General features: G+C 31.4%; 25 protein-coding genes. 11 read left to right on the top strand and 14 right to left on the bottom strand.

The features are described 5' to 3' along the window. A partial coding sequence (locus LQ679_RS02590) for an LPXTG cell wall anchor domain-containing protein (protein ID WP_239762038.1) occupies positions 1–1,073 on the top strand: 1,073 nt, incomplete at its 5' end. A gap of 125 nt (positions 1,074–1,198) precedes the next feature. Here the strand turns inward: LQ679_RS02590 and LQ679_RS02585 are convergent. The 4 genes from LQ679_RS02585 to LQ679_RS02570 are packed head-to-tail and all read right to left on the bottom strand — an operon-like array spanning position 1,199 to position 3,152. Beyond that, the gene (locus LQ679_RS02585) at positions 1,199–1,546 is read right to left on the bottom strand and encodes a fluoride efflux transporter FluC (protein WP_037588653.1); all 348 of its coding nucleotides are present in this window, start codon (positions 1,544–1,546) and stop codon (positions 1,199–1,201) included. Then, positions 1,543–1,908, bottom strand: coding sequence for a fluoride efflux transporter CrcB (gene crcB, locus LQ679_RS02580; protein ID WP_126477612.1), 366 nt, complete (start codon positions 1,906–1,908; stop codon positions 1,543–1,545). Before crcB ends, LQ679_RS02585 begins: the two co-directional genes overlap by 4 nt. A gap of 43 nt (positions 1,909–1,951) precedes the next feature. Continuing rightward, positions 1,952–2,254 carry a hypothetical protein gene (locus tag LQ679_RS02575; RefSeq protein ID WP_239762037.1) on the bottom strand — a complete coding sequence of 101 codons (303 nt, stop codon included), beginning with the start codon at positions 2,252–2,254 and terminating at the stop codon, positions 1,952–1,954. Between the two features lie 46 nt (positions 2,255–2,300). After that, on the bottom strand, positions 2,301–3,152 hold the full coding sequence (locus tag LQ679_RS02570) for an MBL fold metallo-hydrolase (protein WP_037588647.1): 852 nt from the start codon (positions 3,150–3,152) through the stop codon (positions 2,301–2,303). A 193-nt stretch (positions 3,153–3,345) separates the two neighbouring features. Here LQ679_RS02570 and LQ679_RS02565 point away from each other — a divergent pair, with 193 nt between their 5' ends. From LQ679_RS02565 to LQ679_RS02555, 3 genes are all read left to right on the top strand, one after another. Continuing rightward, entirely contained in the window at positions 3,346–4,056 is a 711-nt protein-coding gene (locus LQ679_RS02565; RefSeq protein WP_037588645.1) for a transaldolase, read from the top strand. 362 nt (positions 4,057–4,418) lie between these two features. Beyond that, positions 4,419–5,276: a cation diffusion facilitator family transporter gene (locus LQ679_RS02560; RefSeq protein WP_126477611.1), complete on the top strand. Its 858-nt coding sequence runs from the start codon at positions 4,419–4,421 to the stop codon at positions 5,274–5,276. Positions 5,277–5,372: 96 nt separating this feature from the next. Next, complete coding sequence (locus LQ679_RS02555; RefSeq protein ID WP_162841912.1) at positions 5,373–5,537, top strand: hypothetical protein; 165 nt, start codon at positions 5,373–5,375, stop codon at positions 5,535–5,537. A gap of 96 nt (positions 5,538–5,633) precedes the next feature. Here the strand turns inward: LQ679_RS02555 and LQ679_RS02550 are convergent, their stop codons facing one another. After that, positions 5,634–6,983, bottom strand: coding sequence for a PepSY-associated TM helix domain-containing protein (locus tag LQ679_RS02550; protein ID WP_239762036.1), 1,350 nt, complete (start codon positions 6,981–6,983; stop codon positions 5,634–5,636). Between the two features lie 211 nt (positions 6,984–7,194). On the opposite strand from LQ679_RS02550, the gene LQ679_RS02545 reads away from it, so the two are divergent. Next, positions 7,195–7,584 carry a hypothetical protein gene (locus tag LQ679_RS02545; protein WP_185805829.1) on the top strand — a complete coding sequence of 130 codons (390 nt, stop codon included), beginning with the start codon at positions 7,195–7,197 and terminating at the stop codon, positions 7,582–7,584. A gap of 67 nt (positions 7,585–7,651) precedes the next feature. After that, the gene (locus LQ679_RS02540; protein WP_239762035.1) at positions 7,652–8,284 is read left to right on the top strand and encodes an HAD family hydrolase; all 633 of its coding nucleotides are present in this window, start codon (positions 7,652–7,654) and stop codon (positions 8,282–8,284) included. Here the strand turns inward: LQ679_RS02540 and LQ679_RS02535 are convergent. Further along, entirely contained in the window at positions 8,275–8,946 is a 672-nt protein-coding gene (locus LQ679_RS02535; protein ID WP_239762034.1) for a helix-turn-helix domain-containing protein, read from the bottom strand. The two genes, LQ679_RS02540 and LQ679_RS02535, sit on opposite strands and share 10 nt — an antisense overlap. Positions 8,947–9,043: 97 nt before the next feature. Between LQ679_RS02535 and LQ679_RS02530 the strand changes: the two genes are divergently transcribed. Further along, the gene (locus tag LQ679_RS02530) at positions 9,044–9,499 is read left to right on the top strand and encodes a hypothetical protein (RefSeq protein WP_126477607.1); all 456 of its coding nucleotides are present in this window, start codon (positions 9,044–9,046) and stop codon (positions 9,497–9,499) included. A 24-nt stretch (positions 9,500–9,523) separates the two neighbouring features. Then, positions 9,524–10,345 carry a DUF5996 family protein gene (locus tag LQ679_RS02525; RefSeq protein ID WP_037588630.1) on the top strand — a complete coding sequence of 274 codons (822 nt, stop codon included), beginning with the start codon at positions 9,524–9,526 and terminating at the stop codon, positions 10,343–10,345. Positions 10,346–10,387: 42 nt separating this feature from the next. Here LQ679_RS02525 and LQ679_RS02520 read toward each other — a convergent pair whose 3' ends face one another. Together LQ679_RS02520 and LQ679_RS02515 are read right to left on the bottom strand one after the other, a co-directional pair. Further along, positions 10,388–10,858 carry a competence protein ComK gene (locus LQ679_RS02520; RefSeq protein WP_239762033.1) on the bottom strand — a complete coding sequence of 157 codons (471 nt, stop codon included), beginning with the start codon at positions 10,856–10,858 and terminating at the stop codon, positions 10,388–10,390. A 76-nt stretch (positions 10,859–10,934) separates the two neighbouring features. Then, positions 10,935–11,411 carry a sigma-70 family RNA polymerase sigma factor gene (locus LQ679_RS02515; protein WP_037588628.1) on the bottom strand — a complete coding sequence of 159 codons (477 nt, stop codon included), beginning with the start codon at positions 11,409–11,411 and terminating at the stop codon, positions 10,935–10,937. A gap of 278 nt (positions 11,412–11,689) precedes the next feature. Between LQ679_RS02515 and LQ679_RS02510 the strand changes: the two genes are divergently transcribed. Both LQ679_RS02510 and sagB read left to right on the top strand, forming a co-directional pair. Next, complete coding sequence (locus LQ679_RS02510) at positions 11,690–11,911, top strand: hypothetical protein (RefSeq protein ID WP_025905232.1); 222 nt, start codon at positions 11,690–11,692, stop codon at positions 11,909–11,911. Positions 11,912–12,097: 186 nt separating this feature from the next. Then, positions 12,098–13,027 (top strand): peptidoglycan release complex glucosaminidase SagB, encoded by a 930-nt coding sequence (sagB, locus tag LQ679_RS02505; RefSeq protein WP_159315504.1) that lies wholly within the window; start codon positions 12,098–12,100, stop codon positions 13,025–13,027. A gap of 930 nt (positions 13,028–13,957) precedes the next feature. Here sagB and LQ679_RS02500 read toward each other — a convergent pair. The 6 genes from LQ679_RS02500 to LQ679_RS02475 all read right to left on the bottom strand — a co-directional run bounded on the left by LQ679_RS02500 (position 13,958) and on the right by LQ679_RS02475 (position 18,422). Next, the gene (locus tag LQ679_RS02500; RefSeq protein WP_239762032.1) at positions 13,958–14,413 is read right to left on the bottom strand and encodes a DUF6612 family protein; all 456 of its coding nucleotides are present in this window, start codon (positions 14,411–14,413) and stop codon (positions 13,958–13,960) included. Positions 14,414–14,431: 18 nt separating this feature from the next. After that, positions 14,432–14,791: a hypothetical protein gene (locus tag LQ679_RS02495; protein ID WP_239762031.1), complete on the bottom strand. Its 360-nt coding sequence runs from the start codon at positions 14,789–14,791 to the stop codon at positions 14,432–14,434. 169 nt (positions 14,792–14,960) lie between these two features. Beyond that, positions 14,961–15,650 (bottom strand): ABC transporter permease, encoded by a 690-nt coding sequence (locus LQ679_RS02490; RefSeq protein ID WP_025905235.1) that lies wholly within the window; start codon positions 15,648–15,650, stop codon positions 14,961–14,963. Between the two features lie 2 nt (positions 15,651–15,652). Then, a complete protein-coding gene (locus LQ679_RS02485; RefSeq protein ID WP_037588621.1) occupies positions 15,653–16,603 on the bottom strand; it encodes an osmoprotectant ABC transporter substrate-binding protein in 951 nt (316 codons plus the stop codon). Between the two features lie 15 nt (positions 16,604–16,618). Then, a complete protein-coding gene (locus LQ679_RS02480; RefSeq protein ID WP_037588619.1) occupies positions 16,619–17,254 on the bottom strand; it encodes an ABC transporter permease in 636 nt (211 codons plus the stop codon). Positions 17,255–17,267: 13 nt separating this feature from the next. Continuing rightward, positions 17,268–18,422, bottom strand: a complete 1,155-nt coding sequence (locus LQ679_RS02475) for a betaine/proline/choline family ABC transporter ATP-binding protein (protein ID WP_159315506.1) — start codon at positions 18,420–18,422, stop codon at positions 17,268–17,270. Between the two features lie 252 nt (positions 18,423–18,674). Here LQ679_RS02475 and LQ679_RS02470 point away from each other — a divergent pair, with 252 nt between their 5' ends. Then, on the top strand, positions 18,675–20,189 hold the full coding sequence (locus tag LQ679_RS02470) for an FAD/NAD(P)-binding protein (protein WP_103361433.1): 1,515 nt from the start codon (positions 18,675–18,677) through the stop codon (positions 20,187–20,189). Positions 20,190–20,639: the final 450 nt, after the last annotated feature.

Genomic DNA, 20,639 nt, shown 5'->3' with positions numbered 1-20,639 from the left:
CAACAGAAGTAAATACGCCAATCAAAGATGTAACACTTAACGGTAAAGATAATAGTGGAAAACCAGTGACACATGAAGTGTCAGGATTACCAGAAGGTGTGACGTATGATCCAGAAACGAATACTATCTCAGGTACTCCAACAACAGTAGGTAGTTATGAAGTAATAGTAGTTTCAACAGATGAGTCAGGCAACAAAACAGAAACGTCATTTACAATAACAGTTGAAGATACAACAGCACCAACGGTAGATCCAATTGAAGATCAAACAACAGAAGTAAATACGCCAATCAAAGATGTAACACTTAACGGTAAAGATAATAGTGGAAAACCAGTGACACATGAAGTGTCAGGATTACCCGAAGGTGTGACATATGATCCTGAGACAAATACAATTTCAGGTACACCAACAACAGTAGGTAGCTATGATGTAACAGTAGTTACAACAGACGAATCAGGCAACAAAACAGAAACAACATTTACGATTACAGTAGAAGATACAACAGCACCAACGGTAGATCCAATTGAAGATCAAATAACAGAAGTAAATACGCCAATAAAAGATGTAACATTGAATGGCAAAGATAATAGTGGAAAACCAGTGACACATGAAGTAAGTGGCTTACCAGACGGTGTAACATTCGATCCAGAAACAAATACAATTTCAGGCACACCGACAAAAGCTGGTGAATACACTGTTACAGTTGTAACTAGAGATAGTGAAGGCAATGAAACAACGACAACTTTCGTTATAATTGTAAAAGATGATTCATCAAATGATGGTAACAATCCCGGCGATGATGACGGTGACGATAACTCTGGAGATAATGGAGACGACTCATCCAACGGTGGAAACGACAACTCAGGAGATAACGGAGACGATTCATCAAACGGTGGAAACGACAACTCAGGAGATAATGGAGACAATTCATCAAATGATGGAAATGATTCTAAAGAATTGCCAGATACAGGTGAACAAGATAAAAACTTAACTTTATTTGCATCTGTTATTGCGTTATTTGGTGGAATTTTAACATTTAGAAGAAAGAAAAAAGATTCTAAGACCGATAAGTAAAATAGTTAGAGTCTTAACTAAAAATAAACACTTTTAAAAACAGAAGGACTGATAAGAAAAAATTTATTCTTATCAGTCCTTTTTATTTTGTCATTGATTTAAATGAACCTTTTACTTAAGAGGTTTTATAAGTGATATCCTAAATAACATGCTCCGATTGATAGTATGACTGTTGATACGATATAAATAGTCATCATTTTATATGATTTTAACAAGTATCGTTCATAAATTTCTAAAAAGTGAGTAGAGAATGTTGTAAATCCTCCACAGAAGCCTATTGCGATAATTGCATATGAATAACTATTATCATTTAAATATTGTGCGGCAAATCCTATTATAAGGCTTCCGATTACGTTAACAGTTAGAGTAGCTACTGGGAAGTGATTTGTATATAGTTTAGTGAAGAATTCATTCACGAAATTTCTGCAAAGAGCACCTATACCTGAACTTATCATAATATATAATAACGTCATGCTTCATCAGTTCCTTTCCTATATCCTATTGCAATAAATATGAAACCGAGAAGTAAACTAACGAGTAAATATGTGCCTGCAAGAAATATATGTCCACGTTCTAGTAGCTCGACTGTTTCTAAACTTAAAGATGAATATGTTGTTAAAGCACCTAAGAAGCCTGTTGTAATTAATTTTTTAATATTTGGATGTGCTTTGAAATAGCTAATGAAATATGTAGAGAAAATACCCATTAAAAGTGCTCCGATTACGTTAACAGTTAAGGTGGAGAACGGGAAAGCGTCATTAGTGATCATTAACGAAACTAAATATCTTAGCCCTCCACCTATAGCACCGCCTAAAAATATTGCTAAATATACCATTTAATAAACCTCCTCATTAAAAAAAGGAAACATTATGTTTCCCTTAAATTATTCCGAAAAATCTTATTATAACGACAATATGATATAAAATGACGATGAATAAAACAATTGGTAATAGTTTATTCAATTTTGATAATGTTGAGTGTTTATCAGTTTGATATTTAATTGACTTATCAGTTGTAAAGACAGCAATTAATAATAAAATACCGTTTAATATACTACTTATTAGTACGAGTGAAACTAAAGATCCAAACATCGTTTCTAAAAGTGGATTTTGTGCACTTAAAAATAAACTAATAATAATAAGTATAATTGATATATATAAATAGCGTTTAGCTTTATCCATGATGCCCTCCAAAAATTCCGTATAATCGTTTATGTTATCATATAAATTATTTTATTGCATCTAATAATTCCATTACTTCTTCAAAGTCGTCCATTTTTTTACAATGACTAGGAATGATAAAAAGAGAGGTATTCGCATTTTCTTTTAAATCAATAAGCTTTAAATGGGTTTCAATGAAAAGTTCGCCGTTGTATGCTTTGCGCAACAATCTTTTAGTAGGAAGGTCATTCTTTTGAATATTTGAACGGCACCATGCGGCATCGCTACACATAAAAATCATTAAATTAGAGAATGTCATCATTAAGCCAAATTGACCTGGCATGGCTCCTGGCAAATCATAGCTAACTAAAGCATCTTGATTGAAGACTTTATATCCTTTACCCAAAATAGGGTGTTCAGTTTGTACAAAATCTTCTACAAATTCAATGCGTTCTTTAAAGTTATCCGGCATAACATGAAAGCTTAATTGAAGGTTATTGTTGTTGGAAACTTGTTGTGTAATAAAATCATGATAAGCTTCACTTGAAGTTATGATTGTCGCATTTTTAAACGCGTTTAAATAACCGAGATGATGACTTGAAAAATTGGTAATGATACAATAATCGATCTCATCTGGATGTACATGATCTTTCAGCAACTGACTTGGTAAAGTTTCGTACACTTTATAGTCTTGTCTGCGAAATAATTTTAAAGTTTTTAAATCCGTACTTGGTTTCACATGTTCGGAAAAGCCTGTATTTATGAGTATTTTGAAATCATTAATTTCTAAATAGTAGGAAAAAATATAGTACCGTTCAACTCGGCTCGTAGGACTATTATTGATGACTGCTTCGTCACCTAAAAATGAACCGGTCGTATATAGTTTGAAATGCTTTATTGTTTCTATATTATCAGCCATCAAAATACACCACCTAAGCAATTTATATTACTTAAAAAATATTATTTGATTTATATTTATTCTTATTATGCCATAAAGCACCTCAAAATACATTTAAAATAACTCGGATATTGTCGTTTTAAACAAATAATTTAGTAAGCGATTGCAAATTATGGTACGATAAATGCACAACATGTAGAAAGGAATGAAATTCATGAGTAATCTTAAAGTACAAGTTTTTGCTGATGGTGCAGACATTGAAGAAATGAAACAAGCCTATCAGAATAAAGAAGTTGATGGTTTCACAACAAATCCAAGTTTAATGAAAAAAGCAGGTGTAACGGATTATAAAACATTTGCTGAAGATGTCGTTAAAGCAATACCAGATGCTTCAATTTCATTTGAAGTATTTGCAGATGATATAGAAACAATGGCTAAAGAAGCAGAAATTTTAAAACAATACGGTGAAAACGTATTTGTCAAAATTCCTGTTGTAAATACAAAAGGTGAATCAATGATTCCTTTAATTAAAAAATTATCAGAAAGTGATGTTAAAGTTAATGTCACTGCTGTTTATACAATTGAACAAGTTAAAGAAATAGTAGAAGCAATTAAACCAGGAGTTGAAACATATGTTTCAGTATTCGCAGGTAGAATTGCTGATACAGGTGTAGATCCACTACCATTAATGAAAGAATCAGAAAAAGTTTGTCATAGTAAAGAAGGCGTTAAATTATTATGGGCAAGTTGCCGTGAATTATTTAACGTTATTCAAGCAGACGAAATTGGCGTAGATATCATTACATGTCCTAAAGATGTAGTAGCAAAAGTACCAAACATCGGAAGAGATATCAATGAATTATCTGTAGATACTGTTCAAGGATTTGCTAAAGATATTAAAGCTAGCGGATTAAGTATTTTATAAGTATGAAGGTCATCGAACCCAACAAAGTTAACTAACTTTGTTGGGTTTTTTAGTTTTGTAAGTAAAATGATTTTTAGACGTTACAAAAGTAGGGCGGATTGTAACTAAGGCGGCACATAGTAACAAAAGTCGGTGGAAGTGTAACCAAGGGTGGCCATTGTAACAAATAATATCTGAACATATACTAAAAATTTTTAGATATATAAATACTATATTATAAGAGTATATGTACTTGAAATATAGGTATGCCTAAAACATAAATATGCGAAATAATTTATATTATTTTACGATAACTAATTCATTAACTTGTCTCAAATTTTGTTATATAATCATATTTCAGTGAAAAAATTGGAGTGTTGGAAATGGCAAATAATTTGAGAATTGCACAACGTGGCGCATATATAAGTTTAGTTACTTATATTATTCTTTCTATTTTGAAATATGTAGTAGGGACAACTTATAATTCAGCTGCATTAAAAGCGGATAGTTTAAACAACTTAACGGATATATTTGTTTCTGTGGCAGTACTAGTAGGGTTGAAGATTTCGGTCAAACCTGCAGATAAGAATCATCCTTATGGACACATGAAAACTGAAAATATTACAACTTTAATTGTATCTTTTATCATTATGTTTGTCGGGATAGAAGTTATTTCTAGCAACATTCCTAAATTACTTCAAGGTGACTATAGTGAACCTAGCACACTGACGATATGGGTCAGTTTTATAAGTGGTATTATTATGATTTTAGTATATTTGTTTAATTGGAAATTAGCGATTAAGACTAAAAGCACATCACTTAAATCAGCAGCAAAAGATAATTTGTCTGATGCGTTAGTCAGCATTGGTACTGGTATTGGCCTTATATTTACACAGTTTGGTCTACCTATAATTGATATTATTCTTGCTGTCATTCTTGGCTTTATTATAGTTTATACTGGTTTTACGATTTTTAAAGAATCGATATTCACGTTGAGTGATGGTTTTCATGAAAAAGATTTAAATAATTATATAGAAGAAATTGAAAATATAGAGGGCGTATTAGACGTACCATCTATAAAAGGGCGTTATCATGGTAATAGTGTATTTCTTGATGTAACGATCATTGTAGATAAAGATTTAACATTAGATGAAGCACATGATATTTGTGATTTAGTTGAACATCAATTAAAAGAAGCAGGCGCTTATTCATCTTATGTACATCCTGAGCCTAACTTGTAAACAATTTATTATGAAATTCAAATATTAAAATAAATTAAATAAGTATGATACTATTAGTGTATGAGTGTTTGATATATATCTAAGGGGATGTTATTCATGCAAATACTAGGAAAAGGATATGAGAATGACCATCATTATTTTCATGTTATTACTGATAAAAATCATCTTATAAAAGTTAGAGTTCCAGATGATATGGATGATCATGATTTAAGACACTTACTTGAAGCAGTTTGTAATGATTATGACGAGGCTAATAGCTAAGTTTAATGAATATATGAATGCATTAAATATTTGTATAAAAATAAGCATATCACGCTTAATCTGAATTTAATTTCAGATGCGTGATATGCTTTTTATTTACACTGTATTTAATCTATTATGTCGTCTCCATAAGAAGAATTCAATAATTGCGACTGGAATAAGTGATAATCCGAATAATGGCATTGCGATTCCTAGTATAACTAGGAAAACAATGAGTCCAATTGGAATTTGATTACTAGTTCTTATTGGTGCGCTAAATGAGTTGGATTTCTTTCTTTTCATCCATGATAAGAAACCAAATGTAATGCCACCAATAAAGGCTAAACAAACTAATAGGTTAATGATTTTATTTGCAGTTCCAAATAGATGACCTTCATGTAAAGGTATGCCGAAACTGAACCATTTACCGATAATACCATAATCATCATAGTCTACTTTATCTAAAAGTTTACCTGAATATTGATCGAAATATGCTGTTGTTTCTTCTTTTGGTGCAACGTCTAGTCCTGTAACACCTGTATTACTACTTTTCGAAACAGTGAATACACCTTTTTCATCAGAAGGGTAAACGATAGAGAATGGCTTTTTAATGCCATTTTCTTCAGCACTTGCGATAATATTTTCTAAACTTTGTTGTCCATCTGTACCAATCACATTACTCATAGAACCGTGATGTGCGGCATGTGGATCTTTTTTAGATGAAGGTTTCTCCTTAGTACGCGTTGCCCATGGTAATTCATTATCTTCTGATTCTGGTGGGTTAGCTTGTAATGCTGTATAGCCGAGCTTTGGATGATCCTCAGCAAATTGGTTAATTTGTTTACCCATAAGTGCTGACCATGGTAAGCCTGTTAGAACGATTATGAATATAGGAATTGCAATAATAAGTCCTATGATCGCGTGTAATCGTCTATTAAATAAGAATGATGATTTCTTTTTAGTTGGATTCAATGCTTTTGATTTAAAAGTTAAATAAATACCTGATATAATCATAAAAATTGTCCAACATGCAGCTAGCTCAACTAAATAATTTACAAAACTTCCACCAACGAATAATGAACTATGTGTTTCTCTTAATACGTTGGAATATGTATATTTAGCATTTTGATTTGCAACTCTTTGATTATGTTCATCCAAGAAAATATAGCGTGAATCTCCATCTTCATTCCCGATTGTAACTCTGTTATTGTATGGCTCATCCATAATACTAATCTTTTGAATGTCGTATCCTTTATATACATCTCTAATTTCTTGAATAGCATCATCTAATGATTGATGACCTTTCGTAGTGCTATCTTTAAAAAATTCATCATGGTAAATATTATTTTCTACATTTGTATAAAATAAATAACCAATACCTGTAAGTGAGAGTGTTAATAATAAAGGTGTGATAAAGAAAGCTGCATAAAAATGTAACCGTCTCAATGGATTAAAACTTTTGTTCATGTACTCAACCTCTATTTCAAATAATGTATAACTTCTATTTAACATTATTATTTTTTGAAATTAATTACAATATGGAAACGACGTAATTTTTGACGCTTTCGTGAATGCCGAAAAAATTATGTAATAAATGACTTGAAAATGTAATAATAAAATACTCTAAATATTCAGTTTAAGATGTTAAAATATAAGCAACGGGATGAGGTGAATGACTATGTTAACAAACCTAAAATTATTCGACGATCACGATAATCGTACTCAAATTATTAATCAATTTTACAATGGATTAAATCAAGAGAATATACACGATGCAGTCATTTCTTTAGAAGAAAGAAAGCATCAAGATTTTCCTCATGGTTCAGTATATTTTAAGAATGATTTATCAAATGCCAAACAAGATGAATTAAACTTAAATGAGTCAGATGGCTTATTTATTATTGAAGAGAATGGGACAGAAAAAGGTTCTATTATCCCATTACATGATATCGTGCAATATTTAGCAACAAATAGAGAACGCATTGCACAGGAAAAATCACTTAGTTTAATACAATTAGAGAACATTATCGATCGTTTAGAATTGACACTTAAATCAGAAGATTTATAATCAGAATAAGAGACCGGGATTAAGAATAGTCCTAGTCTCTTATTTTTTTAGAATGGAGTGTATGAACATGTACGATGCAATCATATTTGATTTTGACGGTACGATAATAGATACAGAAATTAATTTATTTAACACGTTAAATAAACACATTGAACAAAAGAATAACGAAAAGATAAGTTTAGATGAATATAAAGCTTCAATAGGATCAGTATCAGAAGCATTAAATGATAAAATATTGAATGCTTTAGGTTCAAAACAGGCTTTAGAAGAGATGTTTGAAGATGATTATGAAGGTACGAAATCTCTGCCTATTAAACCAGTGGTTAAAGATTTAATAGAATATGGTACTCAAAATCAAAAGAAAATGGGTATCGCGACTAGTAGTTATAAAGCACATATTATGCCTAATGTACAAAGATTAGAATTAGATAAATATGTCGATGTTATAAAAGGGCGTGAAGATGTTGCGTTTGTTAAGCCGAATCCAGAATTATACATTCAAGCAGCACATGATCTTGAAGTAGAACCAGAAAAGTGTTTAGCAATTGAGGACACGACGAATGGTGCACAAGCTGCAATAGATGCTGGTATGGACGTAATCGTTATAACGCATGAAATTACAGAAGATTTGAATTTTGATTCATTAAATATTTTAGCAAAGAATATAGAGGCTGAAGAGATTATCAATCGCTATTTGTAATGTGAATAGACATTGTATCTTTTTCTAAAAAGAAGCGGCGTCATGTTTCTATGATTTTTAAAGACTTTTGTAAAATGAGCTTGGTCATAAAAGCCATATTCTAAAGCTATTTCTGAAATAGATTGGTTTGAATTGAAGATAAGTGCCACAGTAGCTTCAAACAAATGACGGTTTCTATAATGATTGTGGTGGTAAAGACTTACATAAGAATCGTTAGTTGAAATTTTAGGATAAGGTGGCTGTTTAATATCATCTAATAACGCAATGATACGCGTTGAAACGGTCGTCGTTAATTGATCTTTATGATAAGGTGCAAGAATATTAAGCGTATTTAAGTGATCATATACTTTATCAAATTTGAAAGACTGAATAATAGGATAGAAATTTTTGAGTAAGAAGTATTCATAGATATTTGAAGCTAACGTATATATTAATAATTTATTAATATTCAGTATACATATTTGACCATTAACTGCATATATAAAGCTATATTCATCATATGGTACAATGCACAAAAATCCTTTATTCAATGTCATCATGTAATTCGATGTATGATAAAAAATATTAATATAACCATTTGTGACATATATGATCGATGCGTATTCATTATGATAAATCCATTTATTTTCATGTGAAATAAAGTTGATATTAAAATTAAACATTATTTTCACTCCTTCAAAATAGCAATTTTGAAAAATAATCAACGTAGTGATTGATTAATGTTATAATTAAAATATTAATGAATTTTAGAGGTGTGTAATGAATAACGAACAATATAAATCCATTGTTTATAAAAAGCTTTGGTTTATCAATAAAAAAGAAAAAAATATAGCGCATGAAAAATTAAACCATCATGCAGATAAAAATTTAATCGATGAATATGGTAAACCAAGTAAATTTGTGAATGAATTTGTAGAAAATGAAATTATAGATAAAGCAACACCACCAAGTAGTTTATATAAAGTAATTACGTTAGGTGGACTATTATTTGGAAATGTCTTAATGGCGGGCATTTTAATAACAGCTGCTTTGTTGATATTAGGGACATTTACATTATATTTCACAAAACCAATTGGTGAAGCATTAACATTACAAGCCTTATACCTTGTTATAGGTATTGTGTTATTTTTTATAGGTTATAAAGGTATCAAATGGGTAAATGCATTCTTTACAAGGCGTTTATTAATCGCTAGAAGATTTAAAGAATTTTCATAGATTACTGATTAGGGGGTGTTGTAGATGAGCTTGTTATATTTTGATGAATGGCGTGATACACGTGCAACAATAAGATATATTGTTCAAATTATGGGGAAATGTTGTTTAGCTGTGAATACACCTGAACCGTTATATAAGCACGTTATGTTAACTGTCAATCAAGTTGGGCTATCTACAGGTGAATTAAAAAAGGACAACCATACATTTGAAATTAACTTAGATTTAATCGATCAGTTATTAATCGTTAAAATAGATGAAAAGGAAGAATCAATGATCGTCAAATCTGGACGTACAATTCAAGAATATTATCACTTTATATTTGATACATTGCATGATAACGGCATTGATATTGCAATCAATACGAAGCCATATAATATTCCATATGAAAAAACGCTAGATGAAGATGATAAAGAACGCATCTTTAATCCAAAGACTGCATATCATGCACTTAGATTAATGCAGCAAGCTCAATATGATCATTATCAATTTTTGCATTCAAGAAATATTAAAGATGTCAAAACAGGATTGTTTTGGGATAAATTTGATGTAACATCTATTTTTTACGTAGAAGGTAATGATGAGTATACGGTATCACTTTGTTATTACTTTGGAGATAAATATAGAGAGTCTCCTTATTATATTATTAAGATTAATCCGTTTAAGCAAGATAAAATCAACTTGAAACAAGTAGAACCATCATATGCTGAATATAATGGTAAAGATGGAAGCTTTTTAATTTATGAAGAAGATTTAGAAAGTATTATTAGAAGAGATGAAGTACTGCTGACATTCTTTAATAGTGCATACCAAGCATTGTTATCAGGTGTAAGTAGCAAGTTAATATAGCATGACAAATAAAGCCGTTACGCAAATAAAGCGTAACGGCTTTTATATATTTGAGGGTAGATTTAGTCTGTTAAGATGATGCTTTTGAAACTGAATGAGTCTTAATGATTCACCGAGCTTTCTACTGATTATAGGATATTCATGATATATCACTTTCGTATGCTGATTAATTAATAACAATTTAGTGTAATGTTTGTATGCGTCGATATGAACAATGTGTTTACTGTTAATCAACATATAATTGTCGTTAGATTTAGCACTTGTTGGAAATAATACGAAATCTTCAGTGGCATAGATAAGAATGGGAAGAAGTTTAGAAATTTTTAGGACATATTTGGCGTAACGTTCTCTTGATTTTAAACTTGCACCTTCAATTTTCAGTGCTTCGTTAATAAGATAGGGGATAGAGTGGTTAGTATAAACGGTTGATTGATCTAAATATTCGATTTGGAATCTATAAGCTGAATCATCAGCGTATTTCAGTAATGTCATATTAGGGTTGATCAAAGTCATTTGATACACCTCCCTATATAACATGTTACTTAAATTTTGGAAAAAATGATTGTAATTTTTGAAGATTCATTTGTAATTAAAATAAAAAATGAGATTTTAATTTACGTCGTGCATTTTTACGATAGTACTTAATAGACGATTCACTTTTATTTAAATATATCGCAATTTCTTGAGTTGAGAAGCCTTGTAATGTTAGCTTTAACCACATGAGTTCATCTTGAGACAAAATCTCTAACATACTAAACGTTTCAAATTGATGAGTTTCAATGAAGCTTTGATCTAACATTTCATGATTTGAAGTGGGGGAAACACGGTTTGAATCTTTACTTTGCTTTCTGATACAGTCAATGAGGTAATACTTTAATTTCGTATATAAATATTTATCTAGTGAAGCGGTCTTTGAAAAATCATAACGCTCAATTTCAGTCCATAGTTTAATTAATAACAGTTGATAATAATCTTCGTAACCGTATTGGATATGATATCGATGCAGTAAATAATGAATCATATTTTTATATTGCTTATAATAATGTTCAAATTTGTGTTGTTTCATGTTGTCCTCTTTGGTGAGCATGCACACGGTTATTTCCGGATAAACGCATTGTAAATAATAAATAAGCACTTTAAAAATCAGTTAAATATTAAAAAAACGGACAAACTTTAAAATAGAACATAATTTATGAGATTATTTCGAAAAAATAAAGACTTTTTCTCGAAAATATCTTATAAAAACATAGATTGAAATGATTTACATTTTCGCTTCAAACGTGTATATTTGGTTATATATATGGACATATGTTTTATTGGGGCAAAGATTAGGAGGCTCATCATATGGATTACGAACATCTAAATTTAGAACACTTTTTTGCAAGAAATAATGACTTGAATACGATAAGAGATAACGCAGATTTTGTAATGATTAACAACGTAAACAGATTTATGAATTATAGAAATGGCGAAGAAGAGGGTACAATCAATTTAAGCCACTATAACTATAAGAATAGATCAGCGGCAATGTCATTTATATTTATGAATTATTCAACTTATAAATAAGCAAACATACTTTCAAAGCATGTTTGCTTTTTTTGTTGAAATATAATAGTAATTAAAACGTAACATTCTTATTTTTGAATAATAAGCCCTTATCCTATAGAATATAAAGAGTAAACTTTAATGCAATTGTAAAAATTAGGTAATAAATTATGATTGATGGTGGTTTACAAACACAGAGGTGAAACGATGAAGAATGCCAGGCTAGAAACCATTAAAAATTTAGTCATATTATCAATAGTCTTGTTAGTTATTGTTGGCCTGTTTTATTATTTGATTTCAGATCATTTGAAATTTTATGAAGTAGATAAACAAGAAGATAATGTAGAAGTTCCATTAACTTTAAGTAAAGCAGTAAATAAACAATATAAAAATGATACGAAAATGCAAGTAGCAACAGAGTCAGGCAATTGGAAAAATGCAACACGAAGCGAAATATATGAAGTGATGGATGTAGAAAAAATCTTAAATGATAAAAAACAAGTATATCAATTTCTGAACTTATCAGAGTATCAAGGAATTGAAGAAAAACGAATTCATCATATGTTAAGAAAGCAAGAAGTACTTGAAGATTATACAACAGAATTTTTAAATGCTGCTAAGAAAGAGCATGTTAATGAAGTGTATTTAATATCTCACGCGATATTAGAAACAGGTAATAATAAAAGTGAATTAGCAAATGGTGTCATGTTAACTGAGAAAGGGAAAGTAACGAAATCTAAAGAAGAATCTGATGGTAAAAAGTATTATAACTTTTATGGTGTCGGTGCTTTAGACAGTGATCCTATCGGAACAGGCGCAAATTACGCTAAAAAAAGAGGCTGGGATACACCTCAAAAAGCCATATCAGGTGGCGCGAAATTTATACATGATCATTATTTATCAAACCCAGAGCAAAACACATTATATAGTATGAGATGGAACCCAGAGAAACCAGGCGTACATCAATACGCAACAGATATCAAATGGGCACAAAGTAATGCACGTATAATAGCAGATTTCTATAACGAACTTAAAACAGAAGGAAAGTACTATATCGTATATAAATACGAAGATACAGATAAGTCACTTTCAATCAAAGCATTAGATGAAAAATTAGATAAACAAGAAGAAAAATAGTAATTAAGAAGACTCGGGACAAACGTCTCGAGTCTTTTTTGTGTGAGTGGAGTATAGAAGTAGTCGTAATGGACTATTGTTATTAGCAGTATTGGCAAGAAGTGCAAATACTGGTGTCGTTATTAGCAAGTTTGGTGAGAAGTGCAAATACTGGTGTCGTTATTAGCAAGTTTGGTGAGAAGTGCAAATACTGGTGTCGTTATTAGCAAGTTTAGTGAGAAGTGCAAATACTGGTGCCGTTATTAGCAGTTTTAATAAGAAGTGCAAATAGTGATGCCGTTATTAGCAGTTTTGTCAAGAAGTGCAAATACTGGTGTCGTTAATAGCAAGTTTGGTGAGAAGTGCAAATAACGAGTTCCTTGTTTACAAATCTCAGGAGTTTTGTAATTAAGGCAGCCCATAGTAACACTTCGGCCGAGTTTTGTAACTAAGGCAGTCCATAGTAACACTTTGGCCGAGTTTTGTAACTAAGGAGGCCGTTAGTAACACTTTGGCCGAGTTTTGTAACTAAGGAGGCCGTTAGTAACACTTTGGCCAAGTTTTGTAACTAAGGCGGTCCATAGTAACACTTCAGCCGAGTTTTGTAACTAAGGCAGTCCATAGTAACACTTCAGCTGAGTTTTGTAATTAAGGCGGTCTATAGTAACGCTTCGACTGAGTTTTGTAACTAAGGAGGTCCATAGTAACACTTTGGCCAAGTTTTGTAACTAAGGCAGTCCATAGTAACACTTTGGCCAAGTTTTGTAATTAACAATCCCGTTATGAACAAGTTTGGCCAGAAGTGTTCACAAGGCCCCCGTTATGAACAAGTTTGGGCGAAAGTGTTCACAAGGCACCCGTTATGAATAAGTTTAGCCAGAAGTGTTCACAAGGGACCGCACCTATCCAAATCAAAAAAGACTCGAGGCATTAACCTCGAGTCTTTACTATTTATGATGCTTTATCTGAACTATTTGATGAACTACTGCTTGATGAGCTAGATGATCCGCCTTGTAAGTCTTCTATTTTCTTAGCGTCTTTTGCTTCATCTGGAATCTTAATTTCATCAATTTCGTTTAACTTATTATATGTGACGTTTGTCTTCATATCAGCGGTTTCGTCATCTTTAGTTAATTTAGCATTTAATTTGTATGAATCAATATGATTATCTTTATTTACTTTCAATACAGCATTACCTTTAACTTTATCAACTTGTGATTCAAATTGTTCTAGTTGATCTTTGTTACCTGAGGCGTTAGCTAACTTGGTAAAATCTTCTTTGTTTTTGATGTCATATGTAAGTTCATATCCATCGTCAACTTTTTTAGCTTTCGCATCTTTAAAAGCACTTAAAGTTTTTGCGTATTTTTCATAATTTAATTGATCTAGAGAACTATCGATATTCATATTTTCTACTTGAGAAGATTAGTCTACCCATTGGTCATCTACTTTAGCGAGCATTTTATCGCCTTGTACATAAATTGACATTTTTTGTCCAGCTTGGTCCATATCTAATTTAGCTGTTTCTTTTTCATCAACATCCATGCCAACTTCTACAGTTTGACTATCTTCGCCTTCAGCAGAAACTTCGATTTTGTTATCAGTATGATAACTTTTAACATCTTTCGCACTACTTTGTAAGTCTTTTACGACTTGGCTAGAACTTTTAGTGTCATCTTTCTTTTCTGATTTTGTATCAGAATCTGAACTATCTGAGCCATTCCCGCATGCTGCTAAAACAAGTGTTGATGATAAAAATAAACTTCCAAGTATTCTATATTTCATATTACTTCCTCCTTTGTTTTAACTATACAAACACTATGCAATTAATAATAGCAAAAAATTATATAATTACATAAGTTATTAATGTAAATTATTTGAGTTTTTTCTTAGGTGAAAGTATTAAAATAACAATAGTTGCTACAATTACTTTAAATATAAATTTCATTTAATATCACTCCGAAAGTGTTTGAGGTTGTGGACCTTTTTGCTTTCTCTTTGTTGGGTCTAATTTCTTTTCAATATATCCTAAAAATAAATCACTTAATACTGCTAATAAAGCGGTAGGGATTGCACCGGCTAAGATTAGTGATGTACCATCAGTAGCGTTTGTACCTCTAATAATGATATCACCAAGTGTAGACGATCCAATAAATGATCCGATTGCAGTAACACCAATTGCAATAACGAATGCGATTCTTATACCACCGATCATAACAGATAAAGAAAGGGGAAGTTCAACCATCGTTAAGATTTGACGTGAAGTCATACCCATACCTTTACCAGCATCTTTAATACTTGAATTTACGTTATTAATACCAGTATACGTATTTTTGATAATCGGTAATAAAGCGTATAAGAATACTGTCATAACAACAGTGTTAGAACCAAGACCCATTACAAGCATTAGTATAGCTAGTAGGGCAAGTGCTGGAACCGTTTGAATTATATTAGCTAGTGAAATAACAAAGCCGGATAATTTAGAATATCTAGCAATGAAAATTCCTACTGGTATACCTATTATAACCGCAAATAACACACCATAAACAGAAATAAGTAAATGAGTTAGAAAAAGTTGAAATATATATCCACCATTTGTTGCATAATAATCGACTAATTGTGACCATACATGATTATCAACCACTATTACTCACCATCCTTTTCATCGTCAAAATAATTGTGCTTTTTAAGGAATTCTTCAGCTACTACGGCAGGTTCTTTAAGGTTATTATCTGCTTCGTAGTTTAATTTTTGCATTTGTTCTGTTGAAATTTTTCCTCTTAATTTATTCATTGCACGATCAACATAAGGTTTTTCTTTAATTAAAGATTTTGTAACTAATGGACTTGCATCATATGGAGGGAAGAAGTTCAAGTCATCTTCAAGCACAACTAAATCATAGCTCGCAATTCTTCCGTCTGTCGTGTAACCTAAAACAACGTCCATTTTACCTGTGTTTAACGCATCATATACAAGACCAATTTGCATTGGACGAGTACGTTTAAAATCGAAACCATATTTTTCTTTAAATGCTGGGTATCCATCGCCAGGACGTTTCATCCAAGATGAGTCAACGCCTGCTTCTAATTTGTTTGCTACTTTTTTCATATCTGAAACTTTTTTAAGGTTGTATTTCTTCGCTGTTTCTTTCGTAACCATCATGGCATAAGTGTTTTCAAAACCATATGAACCATACCATTTTTGGTCGTAATCTTTATCGAATGCATCTCTCACTACTTTTAAAGCTTTTTTAGGGTCAGTGATAGGGTCTTTACCCAATGCACCTGTTAAATCAGTTCCCGTATATCTTGCACTTGAAATGTTAACATCACCACTATTTTGAGCATTAAATGTAACAGTTGATGATCCTAAATTATTGATAAGCTGTATGTTGTTTTCTTTTACGTTATCTTTTTTAGCTTCATGTTCTATCATCAATTTATCTATATGTCCCATAATTTGTGATTCACTTGTGTTTTGCATACCTATTTTTATTGAGTTTTCATCACCTGAAGCGCCAAGAAAAGGTAATGAACATCCAGATAAAATGACAGATAAAGCCATGATAGGCAATAACAGTTTAAAATATCTATTCATGTTTATATTTCCTCCTTATCTTGAAACTTTTAACCCTTTAGGTGTAACCCATAGTTCAACTTTAGAAAGTACAAAGTCCATAATAAGCGCAATTAATGTAACACTTATGGCACCGCCAATAATTAAATCAGGTTGGTATAAGTTCAAACCATTAAAGATAAAGTCGCCTAAACCACCAGCACCAATGAAACTTGCTAATGTTGCCCAACTGATTGCATAAACACTTGATAAGCGTACGCCACTCATAATAACTGATATAGCAAGTGGTAATTCAATCATGAACATTTCTTGGAATTTTGTCATACCCATACTTAGTCCAGCTGCTTTAACATTTTTATCAACATTATTAATACCGATATATGTGTTGTTTAAAATCGGTAATAAGATATAAATAAATAATGCTAAAATGGCAGGTAATTTACCAACACCTATGAAAGGAATCATAAGTGCTAATACTGCTAATGACGGAACGGTTTGTAGAACACTTGCAATAGATAATACGACTTTGGCTAACTTTTTAGTTCGTGTTAATAAAATGCCAAGCGGTATCGCTACGATCATTGCTAAAAGTAAAGCTAATAATGAAATATAGAAGTGTTCCAGTGTTTTCTGAAGTAGTTCGTTTCCGTTAACTTGTAAGAATTCAATCACTATTTTTCACTCCTTATTTGATATCACTTTTTTCAGTTGCTTCTGCTTCTTCAGGTTGTCCCCATATAGAATCGTAAACAATATCTACTAAGCTTGCTCTTGTTATAACACCTTTTATGTAATATTGTTCATCAACCACAGGAATTAATCTCACATTTCGTTTTAAAATTGTACGAACAGAGTCTTGAAGCATCGTACCTGTCTTAACTGTATAAATATCTCGATGCATAATATCGATAATGTCTGATTTTTTACGATATCCTTCGTTTAAATCTTCAATATCAATATATCCGACAAGTTTACCTTTTACATTTGTAATAAATAGCGTATCTACGCGTCGCTCTCTCATAATTGAAACAGCTTCGTCAATAGTCTTCTCAGAAGTGATGGCAATTGGATCTTTCATTGCATCATCAACAACACGTATGTTAGGTCTATCTTGAATAAGTCTGTTCTGACCGATAAACTCGCGTACGAAATCATTAGCTGGATTTTTTAAAATATTGTTTGGTGAATCAAATTGAATGATTTCACCTTGAGACATAATACAAATTCTATCTGCCAATTTAATTGCTTCATCCATATCATGCGTAACAAATATAATGGTTTTACCAAGTTTTTGTTGTAGCGTTTTTACAAGGTCTTGCAATGTATCTCTCGTAATAGGGTCTAACGCGCCAAATGGTTCGTCCATTAAAATGATATCTTGGTCTGCTGCAAGTGCTCTTACAACACCAATACGTTGTTGTTGTCCACCAGATAATTGAGATGGATATAAATCTAAATATGATTCTGGTAAGTCTACTAATTTAATAAGTTCTTTAGCTTTTTTCTCTTTTTCTTCTTTAGTCCATTTAAGTAATTTAGGTACTAATACGATATTTTCACGTATTGTCATATGTGGCATTAAACCAATTTGTTGAATGACATAACCTATATTTCTTCTTAAATTAACTGGATTCATCTTGCTTAAATCTTTCCCGTCAAGCGTAATTGTCCCGCTAGTTGGCTCAATCATACGGTTAATCATTCTTAAAGCAGTTGTCTTCCCGCTACCACTCGTACCGATAAAAGCTATGAATTCACCAGATTCAATTTCCATATTGATGCTATTAACGGCTTTTTTACCGCCACGATAAACTTTAGTTAAGTCTTGGATTGATAACATAACACTTCTCCTTTTTTTGAAATTTATAATAATGACGTTTATTATTATAACACATTAGTTGCATAATTATGAAAATCGCCCAAATCGTGTAATTTATGTTTATTGTTATTTAAAAAAAGGAATAAATACAAAAAGTGTGAATTAGGCTAGAAGTATGTATAAAGACAAGTCGTGTTTTTCACATGTATAATAGATTTATAAAATTCGGTATTTTTTGCATATTATGCATTGAAAGATTTGGAGGGGGACAATTTGAAAGTAGCAATAATAGGAATGGGAACTGCTGGTGTTAGTACATTAAATCAATTAGCAAAACATAAAAAGTTTAAGAAAATTACGGTCGATATATTTGATAGTGTCGAAGATATGGGTATGGGCAAGCCATTTCAAAATGATAGTGATCGCTTACTCATTAACTTACCAGCTAATCAAATGTCTTTAAGTCCTGATGATACGAAAGATTTTAAGAAATGGTATAAGAAAAATGATGATTTTGACTATGGAAAAGCTAAATATTTACCACGATTAGTATTCGGTCATTATATGAAATCTATTTTGAATGACTTGTTAAATAAACACGATAATATATTCGTACATAAGCATAAAGTTGATAGTTGCTATGTCGAAGAAATTAAAGATGAAAGAGGTCAATATAAAATAGATGTCTGTTATATAGAAGATGATGAAGCGGTATGTCAAAAATATGACTATGTATTTTTGACTATTGGAACTTTACCTTATAAAGATCCATACAATTTATCTGGATTAAAAGGGTATATTGAATCACCATATCCAACAATTAAAGCATTGCGTGATGTAAAAGAAAATGACGATATTGCGATAATTGGAACAGGACTTAGTTCAATAGATGTCATTAGATTTGTAATGGAAAATCATAAACAACTGCCAATAACTGTAGCATCAAGACATGCTCAATTTCCGACAGTCAGAGGTATTAAACATGAAATCAATTTGAAGTATATTACGAAAGATGCAATAGAAAAATTAAAAAAGACGCATAAAGGTATCGCACCATTAAAAGAAATAGAAAATCTCTTTGCAAAAGAATGTGAATATCAAAATATTAACTTGAAGAAAATGCTTTATCGATTTAAAAAAGATAATGTAGCGAATATGAAATATGATTTAAGACATGAAGATGAGGTAGGGCATTTTCAATCATTTGTTGAAGAAGTAAAACATCATATGATTCCTGTTTGGAATGCCATGACACTTGATGATAAGACGACATTTTTAGAAAAGTATGGACATCACTTTAAACGTAATGCGAATCCAATGCCTCAATCGTCTGCTAAGCAATTAATCGAATGGATTGAAAATGGAGACATTGTCGTTAAAGAAGGATTAGAAAATGTACGAAAATATTACGGTAAATTTAGAATTAAATACGAAGGTGAACAAGAAGAATCAAGTTACCATTATGTTATTAATGCGACTGGTCCTAAAAAACATTTATCAGAATTGACAGAAGAAGAGCATTTTATTAAAGGATTAGAGAACAAACAAATTATAGCTGCTCATCCATTTGGAGGTATTCTAGTCATGCCATATTCAAATGAAGTTATTAGTCCTAAATTCGGTACAATGCCTAATTTAAAAGTCATTGGACAATTAACAAGTGGTGTTAATTTTGACGTAAATGGCGTTTCATTATTAGTCGATCAATCCGTAAGAGCAGTCAATGACTTATATGTTGAATTAGAAGAAAGAAAAAAAGTTAAAAAGGCGAAATCAAAAAAGAAATAGAATAGGGAGCGGGACAGAAATCTAATTTGTATAAAAAGATTTCGTAGTCCCGCCCCGGCAAGGATGACTAGAGTTGAAAGAAGCTTGATACAAGCGCATTTTCAATTCAGTCAGCTACTGCCAAGATGCTAAAAGAGTCTGAAACATTACATTATGTCCAGACTCTATTTTTATGTGTACGGGTGATGGGGCGTTTAAAGCAGTTTTGGCTGAAAGTGTAAATACTGGTGCCGTTATTAGCAGTTTTGGTACAAAGTGCAAATACTGATACTGTTATTAGCAAGTTTGGCAAGAAGTGCAAATAACGAGTGTGTTAGTAACAATTCAGGCGAGTTTTGTAACTAATGCCCCCGTTATAAACAAGTTTCATCAAAAGTGTTCACAACAACCTCGTTATGAACAAGTTTGGCCAGAAGTGTTCACAACGCCCGCCGTTATCAGTTTTTTAAA

It is taken from the genome of Mammaliicoccus sp. I-M35, from assembly GCF_022386455.1.
Taxonomy (GTDB): domain Bacteria; phylum Bacillota; class Bacilli; order Staphylococcales; family Staphylococcaceae; genus Mammaliicoccus; species Mammaliicoccus sciuri_A.
The sequence above is the reverse complement of the archived record's forward strand: the minus strand, read 5'-3'. Positions and strand labels throughout refer to the sequence as shown.

Coding starts and splice junctions, on each gene's coding strand:
- LQ679_RS02585 (WP_037588653.1), bottom strand. CDS start 1,546: ATGACGTTATTATATATTATGATAAGTTCAGGTATAGGTGCTCTTTGC.
- crcB (WP_126477612.1), bottom strand. CDS start 1,908: ATGGTATATTTAGCAATATTTTTAGGCGGTGCTATAGGTGGAGGGCTA.
- LQ679_RS02575 (WP_239762037.1), bottom strand. CDS start 2,254: ATGGATAAAGCTAAACGCTATTTATATATATCAATTATACTTATTATT.
- LQ679_RS02570 (WP_037588647.1), bottom strand. CDS start 3,152: ATGGCTGATAATATAGAAACAATAAAGCATTTCAAACTATATACGACC.
- LQ679_RS02565 (WP_037588645.1), top strand. CDS start 3,346: ATGAGTAATCTTAAAGTACAAGTTTTTGCTGATGGTGCAGACATTGAA.
- LQ679_RS02560 (WP_126477611.1), top strand. CDS start 4,419: ATGGCAAATAATTTGAGAATTGCACAACGTGGCGCATATATAAGTTTA.
- LQ679_RS02555 (WP_162841912.1), top strand. CDS start 5,373: ATGCAAATACTAGGAAAAGGATATGAGAATGACCATCATTATTTTCAT.
- LQ679_RS02550 (WP_239762036.1), bottom strand. CDS start 6,983: ATGAACAAAAGTTTTAATCCATTGAGACGGTTACATTTTTATGCAGCT.
- LQ679_RS02545 (WP_185805829.1), top strand. CDS start 7,195: ATGTTAACAAACCTAAAATTATTCGACGATCACGATAATCGTACTCAA.
- LQ679_RS02540 (WP_239762035.1), top strand. CDS start 7,652: ATGTACGATGCAATCATATTTGATTTTGACGGTACGATAATAGATACA.
- LQ679_RS02535 (WP_239762034.1), bottom strand. CDS start 8,946: ATGTTTAATTTTAATATCAACTTTATTTCACATGAAAATAAATGGATT.
- LQ679_RS02530 (WP_126477607.1), top strand. CDS start 9,044: ATGAATAACGAACAATATAAATCCATTGTTTATAAAAAGCTTTGGTTT.
- LQ679_RS02525 (WP_037588630.1), top strand. CDS start 9,524: ATGAGCTTGTTATATTTTGATGAATGGCGTGATACACGTGCAACAATA.
- LQ679_RS02520 (WP_239762033.1), bottom strand. CDS start 10,858: ATGACTTTGATCAACCCTAATATGACATTACTGAAATACGCTGATGAT.
- LQ679_RS02515 (WP_037588628.1), bottom strand. CDS start 11,411: ATGAAACAACACAAATTTGAACATTATTATAAGCAATATAAAAATATG.
- LQ679_RS02510 (WP_025905232.1), top strand. CDS start 11,690: ATGGATTACGAACATCTAAATTTAGAACACTTTTTTGCAAGAAATAAT.
- sagB (WP_159315504.1), top strand. CDS start 12,098: ATGAAGAATGCCAGGCTAGAAACCATTAAAAATTTAGTCATATTATCA.
- LQ679_RS02500 (WP_239762032.1), bottom strand. CDS start 14,413: ATGAATATCGATAGTTCTCTAGATCAATTAAATTATGAAAAATACGCA.
- LQ679_RS02495 (WP_239762031.1), bottom strand. CDS start 14,791: ATGAAATATAGAATACTTGGAAGTTTATTTTTATCATCAACACTTGTT.
- LQ679_RS02485 (WP_037588621.1), bottom strand. CDS start 16,603: ATGAATAGATATTTTAAACTGTTATTGCCTATCATGGCTTTATCTGTC.
- LQ679_RS02475 (WP_159315506.1), bottom strand. CDS start 18,422: ATGTTATCAATCCAAGACTTAACTAAAGTTTATCGTGGCGGTAAAAAA.